Genomic DNA, 21,943 nt, shown 5'->3' with positions numbered 1-21,943 from the left:
CCTCCGCTAGCTAAACAGCGTTAATAGTTCGCTGAATAGCTGATTGCCTACTGACATCACCTTCATATTGGCTTGGTAAGATTGTAGGTAGGTTTGCAGGTTCACGGCTTCTTCGTCTTTATTCACCGCGCTTAAATTGTCACGTTGCTGCTGCCACTGCTGAGTCACGGCATTAGCGACTGCGAGCTGATTACTGCTCTGACTATTCGCCAGCGCTAAATGACTGGTAATCGCCGCGGCTTGATCCTTGAAATCCTTTGTTGTTTGAAGCCCGCTTAACGCACTAAGATTATCGCCGTTCGCGGGAGTCTTTTGCTCAAGTGATAATCCGAGCTGTGCGGGCGTTAAGGTAGTGGTCGCTAACCGAGTCACCCCTGCGCTATCTTTGGAGACGGTAAATAAAGCTTTGCCCTGCTCACCTTGTAAGTCATAGCCATTGGCCAGCGTACTGTTAATCTGCTCACTCACGGATTGCATCAAACCCGTCACCTGCGTTTGCAACGGTGAAAGTACCTGCTGTTGGTAGTCATACAAGGCCCCGAGTTGCCCTCCGATGGCCGTTGATAGGGTCGATGACGCTTGCCCCAAACGACTCTGTAGTTGCCAATTCCCTTGCGTATCGGTACTGGAAGAAATGACTGCCGCTTGCTTTCCCGCAACCAGTGTCGAGCCTTGAGTCGTTAAGGTATAACTGCCGGTATCGGTTTTCTCGACCGATACCGTAATCAATCCACTCAGCGTTTTTACCTGTTGGTCACGCTGGTCTTGTAGACTGTTACTCTCGGCACCGGTGCCTAAGCGTTCAATCTGTTGATTAAGATCCGCAATTTGCGAGGAGAGTTGATTGACTTGCTGAATCGTAGACTGCTGTTGCTGACCAATACTGGTCTGCTGATCGGCAAGGTTTTGGCTGGTTTGCGATAAACCATTGGCTAAACTGGTTGCAGAGCTGATCAATTGCTGCCGATACGCCGTGGAGTCAGGCTGACTGGTTAACGCGCTGACCGAGTTAAAAAAGCTGGTTAACAGCGTCGACGGCTGGGTCGCACTGGAAGAGATCACCTTTTCTAATGAAGTGCCCCAGCTATTCAACGATTGGTAATAACCTACCGAACTCTGCGTACGCCATAACGCTTGATTGAGCGTTTGATCCGTTATTCTGCGGGGATCACTGGTCCTAACCCCGTTACCGACTGAGTCGACCGTTGATGCGCTTTGGGTAATCTGCTGGCGGGAATAGCCCGCCGTTTGCTGATTCGCAATATTTCCCGCACTGACCGAGAGCTGGTTCTGGGCGGCCTGTGCACCTTGTGCCGCAATAGTAAAAAGGTTCATCATCAGCTTTGATCCCTAAATGTCTGTTCTGTCGATTCAGAACGACCGCCCGAGCCGATTTCTGAAGGGGTAGGCTTGGGAGAAAGCTGCTTGACGATCATTTCAGCCAAACCGGTAGAGTGTGTTGCCGCCAGGTTGGCACTCAATTGATCATCGTAAAAATCACGCCATAGGGCCTGCTGCTTGCTGTCTACCGGCGAATCTTTCACCAATGCGTCCGTTGCATGGCGCATCTCTTTAATCATCTGCCTGAGAAATTGGTTTTCAAACTGTTCAGCCGCTTGCGATAACGTATGCGGCTTTTGCTGATTGCCAATATCGCCAGGTACGAGCGCCTCGCCCATACCCATTGAGGAGGCTAAGGAGACTGTCATATCACCACCAATTCCGCATCTAACGCACCCGCCTCGTGCAGGGCTTGTAGAATCGACATAATATCGTCGGGAGTTGCTCCCAAACCATTTAAAGCATTCACTATGCTGCGTAGCGTGGTCGCGGTCGGGATCACTACGCTATGGCCATTGCCTTGGTTAACCCGTAATTCACTTTGTGGGGTCACCGCGGTTCTGCCATTACTTAATGGCCCTGGTTGGCTCACATTGGCAGACTCACGAATGGTTACGGTTAAATTACCATGGGATACCGCCGCCGCATGCACTACCACATTCTCGCCGATCACCACAGTGCCGGTGCGTGAATTGAACACGACACGCGGTGACATTTTCCCGGGGATCACCTCAACATCTTCTAATGCAGACATGAATGCGACCCGACTCCCAGGGCTTAAGGGAGCTTTAACAGCGATACGCGTTGCGCTCTCAGCCGTCGCGGTGCCATAGCCGAAGGACAGATTCAGCGCGCTGGCAATATTATTGGCGGTCTTAAACTCGGGACGATGTAGGTTAAGATAAACCAGATTATTACTCTGAAAGTCCGTCGCAATTTCCCGTTCGACTGTCGCCCCATTGGGGATTAGCCCGGCGGTAGGCGTGTTGATCGTAATGCTGGATCCGCTATTCCCTTGCGCTTGCAACCCGCCGACCACCACGCTTCCTTGGGCGAGCGCATAAATTTCCCCATCTGCACCCCGTAGTTGCGCTAAGAGTAGCGTGCCGCCGCGTAAACTTTTCGCATCGCCTATCGATGAAACGGTCACGTCAATCGATTGACCACGGCTGTAACCAGGCGGTAACACAGCACTGACGGCCACCGCCGCAACATTCTTAACCTTAGGGTCGATTTTAGGAGGTAACTGCACCCCAAATTGACGCAGCATGTTGGTCACGGATTGGTTGGTAAAACGGACCTGATTCTTATCCCCCGTCCCATCCAGTCCAACCACTAAACTGTAACCAATAAGCTGATTCCCGCGGATACCTTCAACATCGACCAGATCGCCCAAACGCGCGGCGAAGACTGAGGCGGGAAAGAGTAACGATAGCAATACCCATCGCGTGATTCGATAACGCACAGAACGCCCCTTACATTGGGAAAAGTGGATGATTAAAGAAGCGAGTGAGCCACCCGGCACTGTTTGCATCGCTCAATGCCCCACGTCCCGCATAAGAGATACGCGCATTGGCAATACGTTGTGAATTCACTGAGTTATCACGGTCAATATCATCTGCGCGGACTAAACCGGTGATACGGATATATTCGTCCCCTTGATTGAGGGTCAACCATTTCTCACCACGTATGACCAGCACACCGTTAGCCAATACGCGGTAAACGGCTACCGTAATAAAGCCCTTTAAGCTATTTTGTTGCTGTGAGCTACCATTACCATTGAAGGTTCGATCGGCATCCACCGAGGCAGAAAGGCTATTGACTGAATGACCGAAAACATTGGGGATGCCAAAAGTTGTATCGTTCTTCTTATCAAACCCGGTCTTTGCCTGCTTACTGGCTTGTGTTGCTTCATCCAGTTTAACCGTCAGAATATCGCCTACCCGATAAGCGCGTCTGTCCTGCGTCAAGGACCAATTAAATCCTGTGGTAAATACCCCTCCCCCATGATTGGTGGGCGTTGGAGCCAAAATTTCATCCGGTGGCGCGTAGGCTTCATCGTCTTTTTTAACTAAATAAGGCGAGCTTTCGCATGCTGATAGCAAAACAGCCATGGCGATCACCACAAGCAACGGGTAGCGCATCATCTTTCCTATAGGGTTTGGGTCACAAATTTCAGCATATCGTCGGCAGCGGAAACCATTTTGGCGTTCATCTCGTAGGCTCGCTGTACCGTGATCATATCGACCATCTCTTCCACCACTTGCACGTTAGACCCTTCCAGCGCGCCTTGCTCCAGCTGTCCTAGACCATCTTCGCCGGGCGTTCCTTCTGTCGGTTCACCGCTCGCCGCCGTTTCCTGATAAAGGTTATCGCCTTGCGCCGATAGCCCGGCGGGGTTCATAAAGTTAACCAGTGTCAGCTGACCTAACTCTTCCGGATCGGTTTGACCCGCAACCGTTGCGCGCACCGTGCCATCTTTCCCAATCTGGATATCCGTTGTATTCGCGGGAATATCAATTTGCGGTTGTAGGGGCAGGCCTTGTGCCGTAGTGAGTACACCATCTTGATTACGCTGAAAATTTCCCGCACGGGTATAACCAATATCGCCGTTGGCTAATTGCACTTGGAAGAAGCCATCGCCGGTAATGGCGACATCCAATTTTTGTCCTGTGTTTTGGATATTACCGACACTGAACTCTTTTTGCGTACCAACGATTTTTACCCCTGTCCCATATTGCGTGCCGATGGGGGTATTATCTTGCTGATCGAGTGGGCTACCCGGTGCGCGTTGATTTTGATAAAACAGATCCGCAAACAAGGTACGGTCTTTTTTGAAGGCCGTAGTATTCACGTTGGCTAAGTTATTGGAAATAGAGGTCAGACGCGCATCTTGAGCGCTTAGTCCTGTTTTACTTATCCATAAAGCTGGATTCATGGTTTACGCTCGCTTAACTATTTCTCAGTAGCTGATTTCCCGCTGAAGCCAAATCGTCAGCGGTTTTCATCATTTTGATCTGTGTTTCGAATTGACGATTGATCGACATGCTGGCCAGCATCTCACCGATCGCCGAGACATTCGATCCTTCGAGATGCCCTGAAGCTAGGCTTATCGTTTCATCCACAGGGTTAGTTCGATTACTGCTCACCAGCAGACCTTGCGCGTTTTTCGATAAGCTCGCGGCGGGAGGACTGGCCAATTTAATCCGATCAACCTCGATCGGCGTGGTATTACCACTCTCTTGCGGCACAATTGAGATAATCCCATCCGCACCGATACTGACGGAAGAGAATGGCGGTAAGATGATCGGGCCATTATCACCCGCGACCGGATAGCCCTGCGCAAACATTTGGCCCTGCTGGTCGACCGCTAGCTGACCATTTCGCGTGTAGGCTTCACCGCTTGGCGTGGCCAGTGTGAGATAGCCATGGCCTTGAATGGCGACATCAAGATTACGTCCTGTCGACTGGATGGCCCCCGTGGTCAGGTCCACCCCTGAAGGCTGCTCTGCGCTCAACACCCGAGTTTCAATCTCACGCTGTGACAGGGCTTGCTGCTGCGCCAGAGCAAAATCTGCGCGAAACCCTTCCGTGTTGACGTTCGCCAAGTTATTCGCATGGATTTGCTGCTGCTGCTGTGCCACATTCGCCCCACTGAGCGCGGTATAAAGTAATCTGTCCATTAGATCGCTTGGAACAGTGCAGTGAACATGCTGCTATCTGTACTAATCACTTTGGTATTGGCTTGATAATTACGCTGCGCAGTCATCAAGTTCACCAGCTCGCTGGTTAAATCGACGTTCGAGGATTCGAGAGAACCATTGTGTAAGCTGCCCAGAACACCCGTTTGAGCAACCCCAAATTGCGCCGCACCTGAGCCTTGGGTAGCCCGCCATAGGGTCCCATCTTCAGGCACTAATTGGTCCATATTGGCAAAACTTGCGAGCGCGACCTGCCCTACCGTCGCCGTCTCACCGTTGCTATAGCTCGCCTGAACATTGCCTTTTTCATCAAGGTTAACGCCGCTTAACGTACCACCGTTACGCGTGGGTGGAATAATAATTGACGAGACGGCACCCGTCGTCGTTCCCGCTGGATAGCCTTGATATTTCAGTCCAGTGTTATTAACTAAATACCCGTCTTTATCCACTTGCACATAACCCGCGCGACTAAATTTTTGGCCGCCGGTTGTATCTTGTAACGCGAAAAAGCCTTTGCCACTGATGGCGAGATCCAAACTACTGGAACCACTGATGACGGAGCCGTTGGTGTTTAAGCTTTGTTGAACACCCTGATCCAGCACGCCATTACCCTTGCCATTGACGTATAACGCAGAAAAATTTTCACGGCCCGACTTATAGCCAACAGTGTCCGCATTGGCGATATTGTTTGAGATGGTATTTAACTGGGCACTGACCGCATCCAGTCCACGAATCGCAATATTAAAACTCATCTTTAGTGTCCTTAAAGGGTATCGAAGGCTATGCCATCGTGAATTGGGTGATCGTGCTGTAATTAACGTCGCCAATACCTTGCAAACTTAATACTGGATCGCTGCCAGACAGTGGAAAACGTACCGCTTTCACCGTACCTAATAGCTCGGTAGAGAGGTTATTTTGATTATTATCTGTCGTCACGCTCAGGCTATAGCTCCCCGCGGGAAGGCCCAGTGCTCGCGGATCAACAGTGAAATTCATATCGCCCGCGGACGCCGCCCCCAGGGAAAGGGGATAGCGATTACCTGCCGAATCTTTTAGCGTTAAGGTGACCTGCGACGCGGCATGGGCCAGCGTTGTACGACCTGTGACAGCGGTTGTGCCATCCGTTGATAACTGGTCTGTCGCGACCATCACTTTTTGTCCGGTTAACGCGCCGATACTCTGTTTTTGTAACGAGCTAACTTGCCGAGAGGTACTGGTCATTAGACTCGAAATGCTGTCCATGGACTGCACTTGGCTTAATTGTGCCAGCTGGCTGACATACTCTTTACCGTCCGTGGGATTGGTCGGGTCTTGGTTTTTTATCTGCGCAACCAGAAGCTGTAAGAACATATCGCTAATTTGGCTATTACCGCTGGTCGACGTCGTTGTGCCACTGGTGCTGGCCGTCGCGGCGGCCGTTGGGCTATTACTGATATTCATTAGGTCACCTCGCCGAGGCGCAGTAGGCTTTGCTGCATACTTTTAACATTTGCCAGCACATCAACGTTCGTTTCAAAGCTGCGACTGGCTGACATCATATCCGCCATCTGATCGACCGTATTAATCACCGGATAATAAACGTACCCTTGCTCATTCGCTAAAGGATGATTCGGCTCAAAGCGCGCGACTGAACCGGGTTGCTGACTAATCGCGGTGACGGCAACGCTTGCGCCAGCAGCGGGATCTGCCGAGGACGTTTGATTCATCACCGCACTGAATACGGGGACCCTTGCCTTATAGACACTGTCCGCAGAAGAGGCCGGGGTATCAGCGTTGGCCAAATTACTGGCAACTGTATTTAAGCGAATCATTTGTGCATTCATTGCCGAGCCAGCAATTTGATAAATCGCATTAAATCCCATCATCACTCCTCTTCATCAGCTTTTTCCCTCGATAGCCTTTTGCATACTCGCTAATTGCATGGAGAGAAACGATAAACTTACCTGAAAACTTTGACTATTATTGGCAAAGGCTGCTTGCTCGGTATGCAACTCGACCGTGTTGCCGTCCGCCCCGATTTGTTGAGGCACTCGGTAAAGCACCTGTGCGGGTTGAGATGTCATCTCGGTATGCTGGCGTTGCATTTCAGCAGAAAAATCAATATCTTTGGCTTGAAAATGTGGCGTATCGGTATTCGCCAAGTTACTGCTTAATATTTCAGCCCGTTGTAATCGTAAGTCGATAGCCTGTACGCTATTGCCTAACGCACGGCTGAAAGATATGCTCATTAATAGAAGCCCTATTCTTAGTTCCTGAAATCTTTAAGCAATTTCCATGCCAATAAATAAATTATATTTTAAGCTTATCTTTCAGGGGGTTATATCTATGCTAAGCATTGAGGGGAAACATCTCTTCCGCTTTATTCGCACCGCGGGTTACGCGTTATTAGGAAGCTTTATTGTCGTATTCGTTAACCCCGCCTGGGCTGCATCACCGATTGAGCCGCAAGCAACGCGGTGGGTCGAACAACAGATTCAGTTAATCGGACAACAACAAGGTTGGCAGTCATTACAGAGTAAAGCGAGCGTAGAACTTTTCAATGCCAACAATCGACTATCCTCCTGTAATACCCCCTTAGTCTTCTCGGCCCCCTTATTGGCTCAGTCACCGACCCGCTTCCCATTGGTCATCAGCTGCAACTCGCCCAGTGGTTCATGGAAAATGAGGGCTCAGGTCAACGTTGAGATACGTGTGGCGGCCGTCGTGGCCGTTACCGCTCTGCCTGTGGGCACCCTTTTAACAACAGACAATATTCAGCTCATACCTGTAACGCTAAAACCTGGGACACGCATTCGTGTCATGACGCACACCGATGATGCATTACAAATGACCCTTAAGCGTGCCGTAAGCGCTGGGCAGCCGCTAACCCCCCTACTCTTAGATATGCCAAAAGTCATTTCACGTAACCAAGCCGTCACCCTTGTTATCCAGCAAGAAGATCTTGAGCTAACGACAGGTGGGGTCGCCTTACAAAATGGCAGCAAAGGCGCAACGATCCGCGTTAAAAATAGCGGCAGTGGTCGAGTCGTGAGTGGCACGGTGATGGATGCTCAGCGAGTACTGGTCCACGTCATTGAATAAAAATAAGAGATATGACTTAATTTCTCCGCCCCCTGAGTCGTTGTAAGTCATAAATGGAGATTTTTTTATGATAAAACTAACCCCAACCTTGCCCAATGACCGAGTCAGCACATCCATGACTCAATCGGTGAAAACCGAGAATAGTGAGAAAGTTGTGTCGACAAAAATTGCCTCTCCGTCAACAGAACAGACGCTAACACAAGCTCGTGAACAGTTGGGGCAACTGCCAGAGGTGGATCTCGATAAGGTTGCCGAGGTTAAAGCAGCATTGAGCCGCGGTGAAATAGGGCTGGATAGCGATGCGCTTGCTCAATCGATGCTTGCTTTCTTTCAGAGGTCTGAATGAAACGGATCGATATTGTTCGACAGTTAGTGGCCGATTTACTGGATGATCAACAACATTTTCAGCGGATCGAGACCCTGCTCTCCGCCCAGCGCCAAGCGATTATCAGCTTTACACCCTCGCAGCTCGAAAACCATACCGAGCAGCTGATGCAACATTACCGACAGATTCATCAACATGCTCAACAACGCATTCGCGGTCTGCAACAATTATCACTAAGCGCCGATACCCAGGGAATGCGTCAGTTACTTGAAGGCTTAGCGCCTGCTGCACAACAGCATTTGCTCAAGGTGTGGCAAGATCTCCCTGCACAGCTGCAGCGCTGCCAACAAGCCAATAGCGCTAATCAGCAGCTACTGGAAATGCAGCACAGTCTGTTCACCGAGTGCATGCCTGAGTTGGATCCCTCCGCTTGGCTTTATCATCCCGATAGTGTGGGCTAAACTTTCCGACTAAAACGTATTGCCGCGAGTTCATCATTCAGCTTTTGAATTTGTTGCTGCTGTTGCTTATCCTTCGTCTCGGTTATCACTTGGCAGTACTGCTCGAGTCGTTTTTCTTGACGATGGCTAGCGATAAGCTGGGCATTCCGTTGGGCTAGCTCCTGCTCTGCAGACTGACACTGTTGCTGTTGCCATTGGTATAACCGCCGCAGTTCTTGCACATAACTCTCATGATTCCTTAGCGCTAAGCCGTTGCTCATCGTCGGTATCGGCGAATCGATAAAGTGCTGCAAAGTGTTCAACTTATTGCGCATCTGTTCGACATGATGTTGCTGTGCGATCACCCGCTGTTGAGACTGTTTTCGACGCTGTTGTCTTAGGCGCTCTAGCGCCTTAAGCTGGGGTGAGAGCGGGGAACTCATTGTTCACCCTGCATGATAGAAGAGAGTTCCTGTAGACTTTGGCCAAGAGGGCTCAACTGCTGATCCTCTTGCTGTAAGAATTGATTCATAGCCGGTGCTAAGTGTATCGCTTGGTCGACCTCTGGGTCGGCTCCTGAGATATATCCGCCTAAGGCAATCATCGGTTTGATCTCTTGATAACGACTATAGTGCTGCTTAAAGGCTCGTGCCAAATGACGATGTTCAGCAGTGGTCACTAATCCCATGCAACGGCTCACGGATTGACCAATATCGATGGCAGGAAAATGCCCCATTTCTGCAATCGATCGGGACAGGACAATATGGCCGTCCAAGACGGCACGGGCGGCATCGACGATCGGATCTTGCTGGTCATCGCCCTCAGCTAATACCGTATAAATAGCCGTTAAGCTCCCCTCGCTACTGCTATTGCCTGCCGCTTCCACCAAGCGGGGGATCAACGAGAAGACAGACGCTGGGTAGCCTTTGGTCGCTGGCGCTTCGCCAAGGGATAAGGCGATCTCGCGCTGTGCCATGGCATAGCGGGTGAGAGAATCGATCATCAATAACACATGATAACCTTGATCGCGAAAAAAGGCGGCGATGGCATGACAGAGTTCTGTCGCTTTTAAGCGCATTAAGGGGCTTTCATCGGCGGGGGCCGCGACTACGACGGCCTTTTTTAACCCCTCTTCCCCCAGCGTATGTAAGAGAAATTCATTCACTTCCCGCCCGCGTTCACCAATTAATCCGACCACCACTATCTGTGCATCCGTGGCACGCGCCATCATCCCGAGCAAGACACTTTTTCCGACACCGCTTCCGGCCATTAGTCCTACCCGCTGACCGCGCCCTAAGGTTAATAAACCATTAATCGCGCGAATACCCACATCTAGAGGGGCGGAGATTGGACGGCGCTGCAGCGCCGATATTGGCGGTAATTGGCGCGGTAGCGTAACACTGCCGGTGACAGTGCCTTTTTCATCGATAGGTTCCCCCACCCCATTCACGACACGTCCTAACCATTCCAGACCTATGGTCAACCTTGGATGCTGAGTAGAAGGGAGTACCCTCGCACCACTCCTTAACCCTGTCAGGCTGTGCAGCGGCATTAAATAAGTGAGTTCGCGATTAAAGCCAACCACTTCAGCGATAATCCTTTTTTTATCGACGGTTTCAACTTCACAACGTTCGCCGATCGCCAGTGGGCAGCCACTGACCTCCATTAACAGTCCCGTGACCCGACACAATTTGCCGAAATCTTGGCTGAGGGGAATAGCCCCGAGGGAAGAAAGTGCGTGTTCTAGCCCTTTCATCTCTCATCACTCGTTGTCGTCAGGCTCTGTTCCAGCGTCGATAGGCAGCTGTCTAGGCGTTGTTGACATCCCAGATCGAAATGTTGTTCCGCTGTATCAATGACACACTCTCCACGAGGCAGATTCGCCTGTGGCTGTAGCGTCCACTGGTCGATTTTTTCTGGGGCTAGGCGTTGTATGGCTTGATAATCCTCCTCCGCCACTCGTACTGAAAAGGTCGAGCCCATAAGCTGTTCATTGGCCACTTTCTCCTCTATCCAGGTCAGTAATAGCTCGGGTTGTGTCGCCATTTCGTGTTGGATCACTAGCCCGGCGATGCGTGTGACTAAGGCTAAGGTTGCCTCTCTTTGCTGCTGTTCAGCCTGTGTATAAAAATTATGGAGCGTCTCGACGAGGGTTGTGATCGGTGAGCTTGCTTGCTCAAATAAGGCTTTACTCGCAGCCATACCTGCAAAGTGGCCCTGCTCGTAACCTTGCTGTTTCCCCTCCTCCAGCCCCTGCGCAAGACCTTGCGCGTGGCCTTCTGCCAAGCCTTGCTGGAAGCCGGCCTTTATTGCTTCATCGATCAGTGAATGGCTCTCGACGGAAACATTCTCTTCGAGGACGCCCTCAACTGCATCAGCATCGCCAGTGTGTAGCGAGGGGAAGCGATAGGGGAACACCGTTTTACTCATCGTTTATCCACTATTCGACCGTACGCTCGGCGTACATTTGCAGGGTAATCTCCCCCTCTTCCGCCAGTTGACGGAGTGTCGCCATGATATCCCGTCGTACTTGTTCAATTCGACTGATAGGAATAGGGCCTAATCGCGTAGAGGTTTGCTCCAGTTGGCCCACTTGACGCTTAGGCATGATGCTGAACAGCGCATCACGCAGTACAGGTTCAGCTCCTTTCAGCGCGATTGCCCACTCTTCAAGGGAGACTTCGTCGAAAAGACGCTGTAGCGTTTCTTCACTTTGACGGCTCAAAATAAAGAATTCATACATTTGGTCTTCAAGCGCTTTAAATAGGCCGGCATCTTGCTGTTTCATCTGCGCCAGTAATTCGTTCTGCTGCGCCGGCAGACGGTTAATAATATTCGCCGCATGCTTTGCGCCTGTTATGCGTGAACCATGCTCGGAAATCGTGGTAATCCCGCGTTCGATGAGTCGATCCAGCTCGGCTATCACGTCACGATTGATATCGTCTAGTCGTGCAATCTTGAACAAAATTTTATCTTGCAAAGCGAGCGGTTGCATCGCGAGTACCTCAGCCGCGACATCTGGGGGAAGAAAAGCTAAAAAGATCGCTTGCAGTTGAACATGCTCTTGGCTGATTAAGGCCGAGAGTTGCGAGGTATCCACCCACTGTAATCGTGCCATACGGTAGCGAATCGCATCCCCGTAGATATGATTCATCACGCTAGTCGCGATCTCTTGACCCAGAGATTTTTGCAAAATAGTCTGTAAATAAGCACGCGACCCACCATGGATCCCACTTTGCTGACGGTAGTCGTCAAAAAAGTGATTAAGCGCCTGATGGGCTTGCGACACTTTAACACCTTGTAACCGTGCCATCGTTTCACTCAGTACGATCACTTCCTCTCGGGAAAGCTTTTGCATCACTTGTGAAGCCGCATCTTCGCCAATACTGAGCAGAAGAATAGCGGCTTGCTCGACACTGTTACGTTGCCGTGTGAGCAGTGAAACCTTAGACGTTGTCGCGGGGTCGGTCATTACTGTTTATCCACTGTTTGATCACTTCAGCGACGCGGTCAGTCTCATTCGCCGCGAGCTGTTGTAAATAACTTACTTTATCTTCGATACCCGACGCTCGTGGTGGGAGATCCGCTTCATTTTCAAATTGATGTTTTTCAGTGCCTGTCGTCACGTCTTGCTCAGTATTAACGGAACTCTCCTTGGCCAAAGCCCCTGAACGACCGCCAATAAACGCATTCATCGCAGGGCGTAGGATGAAGAGGATCATCAAAATCACCAGTAGGCCAACACCTGCCCAGATCGCCCAGAACTGAATATCCGGTTGTTGCCACCAGCTTAGTACCGGAACGGATAGTGGGGCAGGAACAATAAAGGTAAGCTTATCGAGAGTTAATGTATCGCCCCGCTTAGCGTCCACTCCTGCTGCGTTTTCTAAGAGACTTTTGAGTTGGGCGAGTTGGGTTTCCGACATCTTAGCAACGGTATCTGTCCCAGTATTTAACGCTACCGCAATCTGCAGCCTCGCTAATTGTTGAACCGGATAGTTAATATGTTTGATTTGATGGTCGTAGGCATATTTACGCTGCGTTTGGCTAACGGAACGTTGGGATTTCTGCGGCTCTGCGCTATTTGTTGTCTCTGCCGCTGGGCGGTTACTTAAGGTACCAGGGATACCCGATGCCGCGGCCTGATCGCTACTATCGTTATTGACTTGCTCTTCAAGTACCTTCGGGTCCCCTTGGTAAGTCTCCTGGGTTTCTTCGGTGCGACGAAAATCAATGTCTGGCATCACCGTGACACGATAATTCTTTTGTCCGACGGCAGAATCAAGAATTTGCGTTAAATTCTGAGTAATAGGTTGGCTGATACTTCGGAGAATATCCGGTGAGGCACTGGCTGTGTCTTCGGTTGCCTCATTCAAAAGCGCCCCGGTTTGGTCGACAATATGAATATTGCTTGCGGTCAATCCTGGAACACTTCCCGCCACCAGCTGGCTTATCGCTCGCACTTGTAGGGCGGTTAAACGGATCCCTGGTGCCAAGCTCACCAAAACGGAAGCGCTGCTTGCCGGTTGATTGGACAGAACAAAACCACTTTCGGCTTGGATACCGAGGTGTACGCGTGCCTCTTCAACGCCCTGTAGTGACATGATGCTGCGTGCCAACTCTCCCTCTAGGCCCCGTTGATAGCGGATATTTTGGATATATTGACTGGCTCCCAATACCTCATCTTTATCCATTATCTCAAAGCCCGGGGCAACAATCGGCTGAATATTCTTGTCGGCTAACACCATCCTCGCCCGAGGTAACAGTTTATCGGCGACCAATACTTGGCCATTTTCAGGGTTAATGCGAAAATCGATCTGCTCAGCGGCTAATGCACTCGCAACGGCATCATTAGGGGCATGCTGATGGGCACCGTACAACGGGACATAATCTACCTGCCCGCGCCACAAGGTCGCCACGATAATGAGGGTGACTATTCCCCCCGCAGTTGCCAAGGCCCAAGGTTTTTTTAATAACTCTAGTGAACCATTACGTTTGGTGAACCAAGCGCTAAGTGAATCAAACATTATGGCTCCACATCAGAGAGGGGTATTTAAAATATCGTCTAGCGCGCTCGTCAACTTATTACGCACTTGCAGCAATGCACTAAAGCTGATGTTCGCTTGTTGACTGGCCACCATTGCCCCCGCCAAATCGTCACTTTGACCAGAGTTAATCGCTTGTTGCTGCTCACTTGCCGCCAGCTGTAGTTGAGTGACGTGCCCTACAGCGTGAGCGAGTACAGATTGAAAGCTGTCAGTTGAATGGCTTGTAGGCATGGCCGGAAGCGGGTCCTGTGGCAAACTCTCACCGCCCCGAACCCCGGATGAAAACAGTGAAATAGTCGGATCAATACTCATTTATCCATTCCTCCAGAGGACTTAACGACATAAACCCGCTTGGCGCATTGAGCTAAGGCGGTAACGTAACGCTCGCGGCGTAATCCCAAGCTTTTCAGCGGTCAGCGTTTTGTTGCCGTTAAACTGTTTGAGGACGTCCAGCACGTATTGTTGTTCCACCTGTTTCCCCAAATCCCGGATAGCTGGAATACTATGGACTTCACTGTACGCTATCTTTTGCGGAGAACAGGCTTCGGGTAATCCGAGGTCTTCTACCGTTAGGCTAGCCCCTTGGCAAAGAATGAGGCCGCGCTGCACCTTATTTTCAAGCTCTCGAACATTACCGGGCCAGTCATAGCTCACTAAGGCCTGTTTAACGACGGGGGGAAGCGTAATGTCTGACGAGGTAAACGCCCGATACTTCTGCATAAAATGATTGACCAACGGTAGAATATCTTCAGGGCGTTCACGTAACGGCGCAATAGTGATGGGTAAAACGGCTAAACGATAGAAAAGATCTTGTCGAAACCGTCCCTCTTTGACCGCCAGTGGAATATCTTGATGTGTCGCGGCGATAATTCTCACGTTTAGTTTTATCCGTCGAGTACTGCCCAGCCGCTCGACTTCCTGCTCTTGCAAGACTCGCAGTAACTTAACTTGCAGCGACAGAGGCATATCCCCAATTTCATCGAGGAGTAAGGTGCCACCATTCGCTTGTTCAAATTTACCCGGCATGGTTTGGACTGCCCCAGTAAAGGCCCCCTTCTCATACCCAAAGAGGGTGGCTTCTAACAAGCTGTCGGGGATCGCTGCACAGTTGACGCCGATGTAGGGGGCGGCAGTCGTAGCGCCAAATTGTTGTCGATGGATGTGACGAGCAATACACTCTTTGCCGGTGCCTGACTCCCCGTAAATCAGAACGGGCACACTCACCTTGGCTATTTTTTCAGCTAGGCGTAAAGTGTCGATACTCTTTGCAGCGCATGAAATTAGATCAGCATCAGCAGTATTTATCCCAGAAGAATAAAAACTCATTGATATTTCCCAAGTGTAAAGTAAGTGTTTTGCTAATTTTTATTAATATTTAAAATTAACAATGACAAATTTTTCTGTTCAATTTATGGGCGAACCCTCAGAGAGAGTACGCTTTTAAGGTTATACATTTTAATATAATTGGCGATAAATCGTACAGAAGTGGTGCTTACGGCCCATGCATGACCATTTCCTAACCAAAAAGTGATGGTTTTTAGAACAAATTTGCAGAATCTTCTGATACAAATCTAAACAAAACCCTTGCAAGCCGCAACCAATATCTCATAGTATTCTTAATAATTCCTTACTAAATGCTTAGTATTGCTTATCAGATACAGCATCAGAACGCCGGACACAACATGGTTTCCGCTAAAGATACACTGAAAAAACTAAACATTGATGGGGAGGATAACGTCCTGCCCCTGGCGGTCAGTCAGCTCGGCAAACCTTGGCACAAGCTCGCAGAACATATTAATAAAAATTATGATAATTTCGATGTGAGCGTGAGCCGTTATTTTTTAAATAAATTTAGAATAAATACTTCGCTCGCTAATATTATTTTTTCTATCGAAGAAAATAAGAAATGCCACCAACTTTATTCCTGCTCGGCTGGGAAAATAGCCTTCGAAATCGACCGACCTTTATTACTGACATTATTGAATGACTTTTATGGTGTCACCGATAACACTGAACTGAACGAAACGACTGAGATCACTCAGACAGAGTTACGGTTACAAGAGCGGCTTGGGGATGAGATCAGTCAAATATTTTTGACTCCAGAAGTGATTGGGTTGCCTATTACGTTACAGCCCCATCATAACCAACAACACAGCCAGTGGGCTTGGTCTCTTTCCTTCCAGCTGCGCGGCTACCCGCAAGGGGTCATCACTTTACATTTTGATCATCAACTGATTGATCACATTTTAAGTGGTTTACGCCAAGAAAATGAACAGGCTGTGCACACGGCATTATCCGGCGACCAGTTGGAACGACAGCTGTGCCGGGTTCCCTTTACCTTAACCGCTCAGCTGGCCAGTGTTGAAACGACTCTGGAACGCCTGCTGACATTACAGGTTGAGGAGGTATTGCCTATTTTTCTGAATGAGTCTGTGCCGGTTATTTTAGGTGATGAAGTCCTGTTCCAGGCAAAAGTTTCTGAGCATCAAGGCCAGCTTGTGTTGTCAGATTTTATTGATCATTACACCAGGTAACGCAGTATGAACTACGATAATAATACCACTCCGTCCGCTTTTTCTTTGGACGATATTCACTTAGATGATCTTAGCCCCCAAGGGGCAGATCCAGTCTCAAATACCGATTATGCACAACAAAAAGCGGATGAGCGTAAACGGCAGTTATTTAACCGAATCCCCTTAACCTTAACGCTTGAGGTCGCCTCGGTGAACGTCTCCCTCGCCGAATTATTGGCGATCGATAATAGCTCTGTCATTGAGTTAAATAAGATGGCAGGAGAGCCGCTTGATTTAAAAGTCAACGGTGTGCTGTTTGGTAAAGCCGAAGTTGTGGTGGTGAATGATAAGTATGGCTTACGTATTATTGAGTTCACTGGACAATCGTTGAGTGATCTGACGCCATGAGCCTAACTGCCAAGGCAGGTTACCTATTGCCAGCTATTGGGCTGTTAGCCTCTGCGCCACTCTTTGCCGCCCAACCGGGATTACCGCTATTCAGTACCCAAGCCGCCAATGGTTCGCAGCAATATAGCGTGAATATTGAAATTCTGGTGTTGATGACCCTGCTCGGCTTATTACCGATTATGGTATTAATGATGACCAGTTTTACTCGCTTTATTATCGTATTAGCGATCTTGCGCCAGGCATTGGGTTTACAGCAAACGCCGCCGAATAAAGTGCTCACCGGTATCGCGTTATGCCTAACTTTACTGGTGATGCGCCCAGTCTGGACCACCATCAATCAACAAGCCTTCCAACCTTATCAAGCGCAACAGATTTCACTGACCGATGCACTGCAGCGAGCCAGTGATCCGTTGAAAAAATTTATGCTCGCGCAGACCAGCAAACCGGCGCTCGCACAGATCATGAGTATCGCTAAAGCCAGCGGTAAACCTGAAGATCAGGATCTCACGATCATTACGCCTGCTTATCTCCTCAGCGAGTTAAAAACGGCCTTCCAGATAGGCTTTATGATCTATCTGCCTTTTCTGGTTATCGACCTGATTGTCTCGAGCATTCTGATGGCCATGGGCATGATGATGTTATCGCCAATGGTTGTCTCCTTGCCTTTCAAACTGCTGCTCTTTGTTTTATGTGATGGTTGGACGTTAATTACCGGTACCCTTACGCATAGTATTCAGGGGTTTTAAGATGTTTACGCTGGATAGTATTAGCGATCAGATGGGAAGTGCCATTCAACTGGTCTTGCTCATTTCAGCCGTCATTATTTTACCCGGACTGTTGGTCGGTCTATGTGTCAGTATATTTCAAGCCGCTACGCAAATTAATGAACAGACACTGAGTTTTCTGCCTCGCTTAGTGGTGACACTCCTCGTATTAATCGTCGCCGGGAAATGGATATTAATCAAATTAATCGATTTCACTGAGCTATTGTTCCATCAAGCGGGTTCGTTGACTGGGTAGCAACATGCTGGATTTAACGGGCTTCTACAGTCATCTTCTTACCCTATTGCTGCCTTGGGTGCGAATACTCGCCTTCTTACAGTTCAGCCCCCTCGCCGAAAGCACGCTGATCTCTCGAAAAGTTCGGCTACTACTCTCTATGGTGCTGACGGCGCTTATCGGGCCATTACTGGCTCTTCCTCCTTTACCCGCATTGCTCTCAAGCACCATGTTAATATTAGTGGCGGAGCAGATCGGCTGGGGAGCGATTTTTGGTCAACTGTTACAGTTCGCCTTTTCGTCGTTACACACTGCAGGGCAGATTATTGCGATGAATATGGGCTTATCGATGGCGGTCCAGAACGATCCGGTGAATGGGACAAGCAATACCTTGGTCGCACAACTGTTCAACCTGACCGCGATGTTGATTTTCTTTGCTGCAAATGGGCACTTACTGCTGATCACCGTCTTGTATAAAGGCTTTATCTATTGGCCTATCGGCGCTGCATTGAGTTGGCCAAGCTTGCAGGTGATGATCAGCAGTTTTGGCTGGATTATCTCCGCAGCGGTCATTATTGCGCTGCCTTCGACGATCATCATGCTACTCATTCAGGGCGTATTTGGATTGCTCAATAAGGTTTCGCCGAGCCTTAATTTATTCTCACTGGGCTTTCCGCTAGCAACCTTGGCCGGTATCGTGAGCATTGCGTTACTGATCCCGTCCTTATCTGAACATTATCTATCGTTGACCAACCAAATTATTCACCAGTTTGATCTGTTGCGAGGGGCCAATGTCTCAAGCTAGTGATAAAACCGAAAAAGCCACACCGACCAAGCTCAAAAAGGCACGTGAAAAAGGGGATGCCGGCCGTGCAAAAGAACTCTCCTCCGCGGCGTCCTTGGCTGTCGCCTTCGCCACCTTGATACTGTTAACGCCATGGTATTGGCATCTGGTTGCTGACTTTTTTCAGCGTCTGCCTCAGCATAGGATCGCCCCTTATTCAAACGACGACTTACTCTCTATGGTGGGGAGTGGCCTGTATAGCGTACTGATGATAGTGCTCAGTTTTTGTATTGTGCCCTTGGCTGGAAGCTTAGTCGCCCTCTTTAGCGGCGGATGGATCTTTAGCCTGCCTAAACTGCTGCCTGATTTTAAGCGCATCAATCCCCTTACCGGTATCGCGCGTCTTGTCGCCCTCGATAATCTGATTGAATTAAGTAAGGTGATGGTGAAGAGCGTAATAATCTTAGTGATGCTGGTGATCGTACTGCGCCATGCTCTGCCCGAGATCATGCTGCTCTCTCGTCTTAGCTGGCCAAGCGGGCTTTCCATCGGTTTAGCGTTAGTGGTAAAACTCTTCGCGTATTTTGTCGTGCTGATGGTGGGCTTTGCATTAGTTGAATGGCCATTAAGCCGTTACCAATTCCAGCGTAAAATGCGGATGAGCCGCCAAGAAGTAAAGGATGAATTTAAAAACACAGAGGGTAACCCGCAGATTAAAGGCCGTTTACGCCAACTGCAGCGGCAGATTACCCAAGGTCAACTGCGTCAGAGCGTCCCGCAAGCTAATGTCATTATCACGAATCCGACCCATTACGCCGTGGCATTACGATATGATCCGCAAGCTGCCGCCGCCCCCTATGTCGTCGCGAAAGGGATCGATGATCTCGCGCTGTTTATCCGTCAGCTGGGTCAAGAACATGCGATTGAAGTGGTAGAGTTTCCCCCTTTAGCCCGTGCGGTGTATGCCTCGACTCGAGTAAACCAACAAATTCCCCACCAGCTGTATCAGGCCATCGCACATGTCTTAACCTATGTCATGCAGTTACGCCGGTGGCGGGAAGATCAATCGTTACAAAAACCGCGTATGAATAACACATTATCGCTGCCAGCCGAAGGACAATTCAGTGAATAAATTTCCACTCACACCATGGGTTCAGTCTGCCAAAAAATTCCCATTAGGGCTGCCGATCCTGATTTTATCGGTATTATCCATGGTGATATTACCGTTAAATCCCTTGGTGCTCGATTGCCTATTTACCTTCAATATTGTGCTGGCCATCCTGATATTGCTCGTGTCGGTCAACGCTCAACGTCCACTCGATTTCAGTATTTTCCCGACTTTACTGCTTATCACCACTTTGTTACGGCTATCATTAAATGTCGCCTCAACGCGGGTGGTTCTGTTACATGGGCATGAAGGTGAAGGCGCAGCCGGTAAAGTCATCGAAGCCTTCGGTCAAGTGGTGATCGGCGGCGATTTTGTAGTGGGCTTAGTTGTTTTCATTATTCTGATGATTGTCAATTTCGTGGTTATCACTAAGGGAGCTGAACGGATTTCCGAGGTGTCCGCCCGTTTTACCCTTGATGCCATGCCTGGTAAACAGATGGCGATTGATGCCGAATTAAATGCTGGCGCTATCACCCAAACGCAAGCCCGCGAAAGGCGTGCGGAAGTGACGCGAGAGGCCGACTTTTACGGTTCGATGGACGGTGCGTCGAAATTTGTGCGGGGTGATGCCATCGCAGGAATGCTGATTCTGGTCATTAATATGGTCGGCGGTATTGCTATTGGGATGGTGAAATACCAACTCGATGCTAGCCAAGCATTCCAGCAATACGTTTTGCTAACCATTGGTGACGGCCTCGTTGCGCAGCTTCCTTCCCTACTCCTCTCGACAGCAGCGGCGATCATCGTCACGCGTGTCAGTGATGGACAAGATATCCGCCATGAAGTCCGTGAGCAGCTGCTTGCCCAGCCTACCGTTCTTTATACGGTAGCGGGTATCATGTTTGTCATGGCCCTGGTGCCCGGCATGCCACATGTCGCATTTCTGAGTTTCACCCTCTTATTGGCCTTTACGGCATGGCGTCAGTCGAAACGTATCGCGACGGCGAAGGTAATGCCTACCGCCGAGATCGATCGCCACCTTGAGATTCAGGCCCCGCCAGTAGAGTGGGAGAGTCTTACCCAGACAGAAGCCCTCGGCCTAAACTTGGGGTACAAGCTGGTCACGCTTATTGACCCAGCGCAGGGTAGCTTGCTCTCTCAACGCATTACGGGCGTACGCCAGATTCTGTCGGAAAATAGTGGCATACTACTGCCTGAAATTCAGGTCAGAGAAAACTTCCGTTTAAAACCCACCCAATACAGCATTACGGTACAAGGAATCCAAGCCGCAATGGGGGAAGTCTATGCCGATAAGTTAATGGCACTGGCCAGTAATGAAATTTACGGTGAGCTCGACGGAATTCTAGGGACTGATCCCGCCTATGGAATGTCCGCCATCTGGATTGACCCGACACAGAAAAGCCAAGCATTACGCTTTGGCTATCAAGTGGTTGATTGTGCCAGTGTGATCGCTACGCATGTCAATAAAGTGGCTAAACTTCACCTGCCAGAACTCTTTCAATACGACGATATCACCCAGCTACATAAACGTTTAGCCGCGCAAGCCCCACGTTTAAGCGATGATCTCCAACAAGCCCTCACCTATGCGCAACAGTTGCGTATTTACCGCACACTACTGCTTGATAGTGTTAGTTTGAAAGATATTGTGACGATCGCCACCGCGCTATTAATGGGCCATCAAGTCACCAAGGACCCGCTACTCCTCGCCGCTGATGTGCGTTATGCCTTACGTCGACAAATTGTGCAAGGGATCAATAAAAACCGGTCGCAGTTCGCGGTATTCACGTTGAGCGATGAGCTGGAGAATTTACTGTTAAGGGCCCAACAAGCGGCGGGGAATAAAGAGTTAGATAATATTCCTCTCGATCCCCATTTATTATCACAGCTGCAGACGAATATGCCGTTGATTACCCAACAAATGAAGGCCGAGAACTTACCGCCAGTATTGATTGTACCGCCGGCATTGCGCCCCCTACTCGCCCGTTATGCGCGTTCCTTCTCCACCGAACTTTTTGTCCTGTCTTATAATGAAGTGCCTGAAGACCGAGAAGTCACGATACGTGGACATTTAACCTAAAATGTCCTTTTACCGCGATTAGCCTCTCTTTCGGAGTTAGGCGCAAAGCACCTCAATGATTATCGGCGTACACTCTTTTCACGCACCCTCAGGGAGC

27 protein-coding genes are annotated in these 21,943 nt (G+C 49.6%); 10 read left to right on the top strand and 17 right to left on the bottom strand.

Annotation, left to right across the window (positions count from 1 at the left end; genetic code table 11):
• Positions 1 to 6: 6 nt before the first annotated feature.
• The 10 genes from flgK to flgB are packed head-to-tail and all read right to left on the bottom strand — an operon-like array spanning position 7 to position 7,270.
• Positions 7 to 1,338 carry a flagellar hook-associated protein FlgK gene (gene flgK, locus BMX14_RS11020; RefSeq protein WP_092676774.1) on the bottom strand — a complete coding sequence of 444 codons (1,332 nt, stop codon included), beginning with the start codon at positions 1,336 to 1,338 and terminating at the stop codon, positions 7 to 9.
• Positions 1,338 to 1,709 (bottom strand): rod-binding protein, encoded by a 372-nt coding sequence (locus tag BMX14_RS11015; RefSeq protein WP_230527435.1) that lies wholly within the window; start codon positions 1,707 to 1,709, stop codon positions 1,338 to 1,340. Before BMX14_RS11015 ends, flgK begins: the two co-directional genes overlap by 1 nt.
• Positions 1,706 to 2,806, bottom strand: coding sequence for a flagellar basal body P-ring protein FlgI (locus tag BMX14_RS11010; protein ID WP_371316058.1), 1,101 nt, complete (start codon positions 2,804 to 2,806; stop codon positions 1,706 to 1,708). Before BMX14_RS11010 ends, BMX14_RS11015 begins: the two co-directional genes overlap by 4 nt.
• Before the next feature lie 10 nt (positions 2,807 to 2,816).
• On the bottom strand, positions 2,817 to 3,488 hold the full coding sequence (flgH, locus tag BMX14_RS11005) for a flagellar basal body L-ring protein FlgH (RefSeq protein ID WP_092676770.1): 672 nt from the start codon (positions 3,486 to 3,488) through the stop codon (positions 2,817 to 2,819).
• A gap of 5 nt (positions 3,489 to 3,493) precedes the next feature.
• A complete protein-coding gene (flgG, locus tag BMX14_RS11000; RefSeq protein WP_092676768.1) occupies positions 3,494 to 4,279 on the bottom strand; it encodes a flagellar basal-body rod protein FlgG in 786 nt (261 codons plus the stop codon).
• 13 nt (positions 4,280 to 4,292) lie between these two features.
• Positions 4,293 to 5,024 (bottom strand): flagellar basal-body rod protein FlgF, encoded by a 732-nt coding sequence (gene flgF / locus BMX14_RS10995; RefSeq protein WP_092676766.1) that lies wholly within the window; start codon positions 5,022 to 5,024, stop codon positions 4,293 to 4,295.
• Positions 5,024 to 5,794, bottom strand: coding sequence for a flagellar hook-basal body complex protein (locus BMX14_RS10990; protein WP_092676764.1), 771 nt, complete (start codon positions 5,792 to 5,794; stop codon positions 5,024 to 5,026). Before BMX14_RS10990 ends, flgF begins: the two co-directional genes overlap by 1 nt.
• A 28-nt stretch (positions 5,795 to 5,822) precedes the next feature.
• Complete coding sequence (locus tag BMX14_RS10985) at positions 5,823 to 6,482, bottom strand: flagellar hook capping FlgD N-terminal domain-containing protein (protein WP_092676762.1); 660 nt, start codon at positions 6,480 to 6,482, stop codon at positions 5,823 to 5,825.
• Positions 6,482 to 6,904, bottom strand: a complete 423-nt coding sequence (flgC, locus tag BMX14_RS10980; protein ID WP_092676760.1) for a flagellar basal body rod protein FlgC — start codon at positions 6,902 to 6,904, stop codon at positions 6,482 to 6,484. The genes BMX14_RS10985 and flgC overlap by 1 nt, the downstream gene beginning before the upstream one ends.
• Positions 6,905 to 6,919: 15 nt before the next feature.
• A complete protein-coding gene (flgB, locus tag BMX14_RS10975; RefSeq protein WP_092676758.1) occupies positions 6,920 to 7,270 on the bottom strand; it encodes a flagellar basal body rod protein FlgB in 351 nt (116 codons plus the stop codon).
• 97 nt (positions 7,271 to 7,367) lie between these two features.
• Between flgB and flgA the strand changes: the two genes are divergently transcribed.
• The 3 genes from flgA (at position 7,368) to flgN (ending at position 8,909) form a co-directional block, all read left to right on the top strand.
• Positions 7,368 to 8,123 carry a flagellar basal body P-ring formation chaperone FlgA gene (gene flgA, locus BMX14_RS10970; protein WP_177173137.1) on the top strand — a complete coding sequence of 252 codons (756 nt, stop codon included), beginning with the start codon at positions 7,368 to 7,370 and terminating at the stop codon, positions 8,121 to 8,123.
• Positions 8,124 to 8,190: 67 nt separating this feature from the next.
• The gene (gene flgM / locus BMX14_RS10965; protein ID WP_092676755.1) at positions 8,191 to 8,469 is read left to right on the top strand and encodes a flagellar biosynthesis anti-sigma factor FlgM; all 279 of its coding nucleotides are present in this window, start codon (positions 8,191 to 8,193) and stop codon (positions 8,467 to 8,469) included.
• Positions 8,466 to 8,909, top strand: coding sequence for a flagellar protein FlgN (flgN, locus tag BMX14_RS10960; RefSeq protein ID WP_092676753.1), 444 nt, complete (start codon positions 8,466 to 8,468; stop codon positions 8,907 to 8,909). The genes flgM and flgN overlap by 4 nt, the downstream gene beginning before the upstream one ends.
• Here the strand turns inward: flgN and BMX14_RS10955 are convergent.
• The 7 genes from BMX14_RS10955 to BMX14_RS10925 are packed head-to-tail and all read right to left on the bottom strand — an operon-like array spanning position 8,906 to position 15,262.
• On the bottom strand, positions 8,906 to 9,331 hold the full coding sequence (locus tag BMX14_RS10955) for a flagellar FliJ family protein (RefSeq protein WP_092676751.1): 426 nt from the start codon (positions 9,329 to 9,331) through the stop codon (positions 8,906 to 8,908). The genes flgN and BMX14_RS10955 overlap by 4 nt on opposite strands.
• Positions 9,328 to 10,644, bottom strand: coding sequence for a FliI/YscN family ATPase (locus BMX14_RS10950; protein ID WP_092676750.1), 1,317 nt, complete (start codon positions 10,642 to 10,644; stop codon positions 9,328 to 9,330). The genes BMX14_RS10955 and BMX14_RS10950 overlap by 4 nt, the downstream gene beginning before the upstream one ends.
• Complete coding sequence (locus BMX14_RS10945) at positions 10,641 to 11,318, bottom strand: FliH/SctL family protein (protein ID WP_092676748.1); 678 nt, start codon at positions 11,316 to 11,318, stop codon at positions 10,641 to 10,643. The genes BMX14_RS10950 and BMX14_RS10945 overlap by 4 nt, the downstream gene beginning before the upstream one ends.
• A gap of 10 nt (positions 11,319 to 11,328) precedes the next feature.
• A complete protein-coding gene (locus BMX14_RS10940; protein WP_092676746.1) occupies positions 11,329 to 12,360 on the bottom strand; it encodes a FliG C-terminal domain-containing protein in 1,032 nt (343 codons plus the stop codon).
• Positions 12,335 to 13,915: a flagellar basal-body MS-ring/collar protein FliF gene (gene fliF / locus BMX14_RS10935; protein WP_092676744.1), complete on the bottom strand. Its 1,581-nt coding sequence runs from the start codon at positions 13,913 to 13,915 to the stop codon at positions 12,335 to 12,337. Before fliF ends, BMX14_RS10940 begins: the two co-directional genes overlap by 26 nt.
• Before the next feature lie 12 nt (positions 13,916 to 13,927).
• Entirely contained in the window at positions 13,928 to 14,248 is a 321-nt protein-coding gene (fliE, locus tag BMX14_RS10930) for a flagellar hook-basal body complex protein FliE (protein ID WP_092676742.1), read from the bottom strand.
• Positions 14,249 to 14,269: 21 nt separating this feature from the next.
• Complete coding sequence (locus BMX14_RS10925; protein WP_092676740.1) at positions 14,270 to 15,262, bottom strand: sigma-54 interaction domain-containing protein; 993 nt, start codon at positions 15,260 to 15,262, stop codon at positions 14,270 to 14,272.
• Positions 15,263 to 15,618: 356 nt separating this feature from the next.
• On the opposite strand from BMX14_RS10925, the gene BMX14_RS10920 reads away from it, so the two are divergent.
• Genes BMX14_RS10920 through BMX14_RS10890 form a run of 7 tightly spaced genes read left to right on the top strand, consistent with a single transcriptional unit; the run spans position 15,619 to position 21,846 of the window.
• The gene (locus BMX14_RS10920) at positions 15,619 to 16,470 is read left to right on the top strand and encodes a FliM/FliN family flagellar motor switch protein (RefSeq protein ID WP_177173136.1); all 852 of its coding nucleotides are present in this window, start codon (positions 15,619 to 15,621) and stop codon (positions 16,468 to 16,470) included.
• 6 nt (positions 16,471 to 16,476) lie between these two features.
• Positions 16,477 to 16,857, top strand: a complete 381-nt coding sequence (locus BMX14_RS10915; protein ID WP_092676736.1) for a FliM/FliN family flagellar motor switch protein — start codon at positions 16,477 to 16,479, stop codon at positions 16,855 to 16,857.
• Entirely contained in the window at positions 16,854 to 17,603 is a 750-nt protein-coding gene (gene fliP, locus BMX14_RS10910; RefSeq protein ID WP_092676734.1) for a flagellar type III secretion system pore protein FliP, read from the top strand. Before BMX14_RS10915 ends, fliP begins: the two co-directional genes overlap by 4 nt.
• 1 nt (position 17,604) lies before the next feature.
• Positions 17,605 to 17,877 carry a flagellar biosynthesis protein FliQ gene (gene fliQ / locus BMX14_RS10905; RefSeq protein ID WP_092676732.1) on the top strand — a complete coding sequence of 91 codons (273 nt, stop codon included), beginning with the start codon at positions 17,605 to 17,607 and terminating at the stop codon, positions 17,875 to 17,877.
• Positions 17,878 to 17,881: 4 nt separating this feature from the next.
• Complete coding sequence (locus BMX14_RS10900; RefSeq protein WP_092676730.1) at positions 17,882 to 18,661, top strand: flagellar biosynthetic protein FliR; 780 nt, start codon at positions 17,882 to 17,884, stop codon at positions 18,659 to 18,661.
• Positions 18,648 to 19,772: a flagellar biosynthesis protein FlhB gene (flhB, locus tag BMX14_RS10895; protein WP_092676728.1), complete on the top strand. Its 1,125-nt coding sequence runs from the start codon at positions 18,648 to 18,650 to the stop codon at positions 19,770 to 19,772. The genes BMX14_RS10900 and flhB overlap by 14 nt, the downstream gene beginning before the upstream one ends.
• Entirely contained in the window at positions 19,765 to 21,846 is a 2,082-nt protein-coding gene (locus tag BMX14_RS10890) for a flagellar biosynthesis protein FlhA (RefSeq protein WP_092676726.1), read from the top strand. Before flhB ends, BMX14_RS10890 begins: the two co-directional genes overlap by 8 nt.
• Positions 21,847 to 21,943: the final 97 nt, after the last annotated feature.

The organism is Rosenbergiella nectarea (assembly GCF_900111105.1).
Taxonomy (GTDB): domain Bacteria; phylum Pseudomonadota; class Gammaproteobacteria; order Enterobacterales; family Enterobacteriaceae; genus Rosenbergiella; species Rosenbergiella nectarea.
The sequence above is the reverse complement of the archived record's forward strand: the minus strand, read 5'-3'. Positions and strand labels throughout refer to the sequence as shown.

Bases quoted from the DNA above. Each gene is read 5' to 3' on its own strand.
- flgK (WP_092676774.1), bottom strand. From the start codon at position 1,338: ATGATGAACCTTTTTACTATTGCGGCACAAGGTGCACAGGCCGCCCAG.
- BMX14_RS11015 (WP_230527435.1), bottom strand. From the start codon at position 1,709: ATGACAGTCTCCTTAGCCTCCTCAATGGGTATGGGCGAGGCGCTCGTA.
- flgH (WP_092676770.1), bottom strand. From the start codon at position 3,488: ATGATGCGCTACCCGTTGCTTGTGGTGATCGCCATGGCTGTTTTGCTA.
- flgG (WP_092676768.1), bottom strand. From the start codon at position 4,279: ATGAATCCAGCTTTATGGATAAGTAAAACAGGACTAAGCGCTCAAGAT.
- flgF (WP_092676766.1), bottom strand. From the start codon at position 5,024: ATGGACAGATTACTTTATACCGCGCTCAGTGGGGCGAATGTGGCACAG.
- BMX14_RS10990 (WP_092676764.1), bottom strand. From the start codon at position 5,794: ATGAGTTTTAATATTGCGATTCGTGGACTGGATGCGGTCAGTGCCCAG.
- BMX14_RS10985 (WP_092676762.1), bottom strand. From the start codon at position 6,482: ATGAATATCAGTAATAGCCCAACGGCCGCCGCGACGGCCAGCACCAGT.
- flgC (WP_092676760.1), bottom strand. From the start codon at position 6,904: ATGGGATTTAATGCGATTTATCAAATTGCTGGCTCGGCAATGAATGCA.
- flgB (WP_092676758.1), bottom strand. From the start codon at position 7,270: ATGAGCATATCTTTCAGCCGTGCGTTAGGCAATAGCGTACAGGCTATC.
- flgA (WP_177173137.1), top strand. From the start codon at position 7,368: ATGCTAAGCATTGAGGGGAAACATCTCTTCCGCTTTATTCGCACCGCG.
- flgM (WP_092676755.1), top strand. From the start codon at position 8,191: ATGATAAAACTAACCCCAACCTTGCCCAATGACCGAGTCAGCACATCC.
- flgN (WP_092676753.1), top strand. From the start codon at position 8,466: ATGAAACGGATCGATATTGTTCGACAGTTAGTGGCCGATTTACTGGAT.
- BMX14_RS10955 (WP_092676751.1), bottom strand. From the start codon at position 9,331: ATGAGTTCCCCGCTCTCACCCCAGCTTAAGGCGCTAGAGCGCCTAAGA.
- BMX14_RS10950 (WP_092676750.1), bottom strand. From the start codon at position 10,644: ATGAAAGGGCTAGAACACGCACTTTCTTCCCTCGGGGCTATTCCCCTC.
- BMX14_RS10945 (WP_092676748.1), bottom strand. From the start codon at position 11,318: ATGAGTAAAACGGTGTTCCCCTATCGCTTCCCCTCGCTACACACTGGC.
- BMX14_RS10940 (WP_092676746.1), bottom strand. From the start codon at position 12,360: ATGACCGACCCCGCGACAACGTCTAAGGTTTCACTGCTCACACGGCAA.
- fliF (WP_092676744.1), bottom strand. From the start codon at position 13,915: ATGTTTGATTCACTTAGCGCTTGGTTCACCAAACGTAATGGTTCACTA.
- fliE (WP_092676742.1), bottom strand. From the start codon at position 14,248: ATGAGTATTGATCCGACTATTTCACTGTTTTCATCCGGGGTTCGGGGC.
- BMX14_RS10925 (WP_092676740.1), bottom strand. From the start codon at position 15,262: ATGAGTTTTTATTCTTCTGGGATAAATACTGCTGATGCTGATCTAATT.
- BMX14_RS10920 (WP_177173136.1), top strand. From the start codon at position 15,619: ATGGTTTCCGCTAAAGATACACTGAAAAAACTAAACATTGATGGGGAG.
- BMX14_RS10915 (WP_092676736.1), top strand. From the start codon at position 16,477: ATGAACTACGATAATAATACCACTCCGTCCGCTTTTTCTTTGGACGAT.
- fliP (WP_092676734.1), top strand. From the start codon at position 16,854: ATGAGCCTAACTGCCAAGGCAGGTTACCTATTGCCAGCTATTGGGCTG.
- fliQ (WP_092676732.1), top strand. From the start codon at position 17,605: ATGTTTACGCTGGATAGTATTAGCGATCAGATGGGAAGTGCCATTCAA.
- BMX14_RS10900 (WP_092676730.1), top strand. From the start codon at position 17,882: ATGCTGGATTTAACGGGCTTCTACAGTCATCTTCTTACCCTATTGCTG.
- flhB (WP_092676728.1), top strand. From the start codon at position 18,648: ATGTCTCAAGCTAGTGATAAAACCGAAAAAGCCACACCGACCAAGCTC.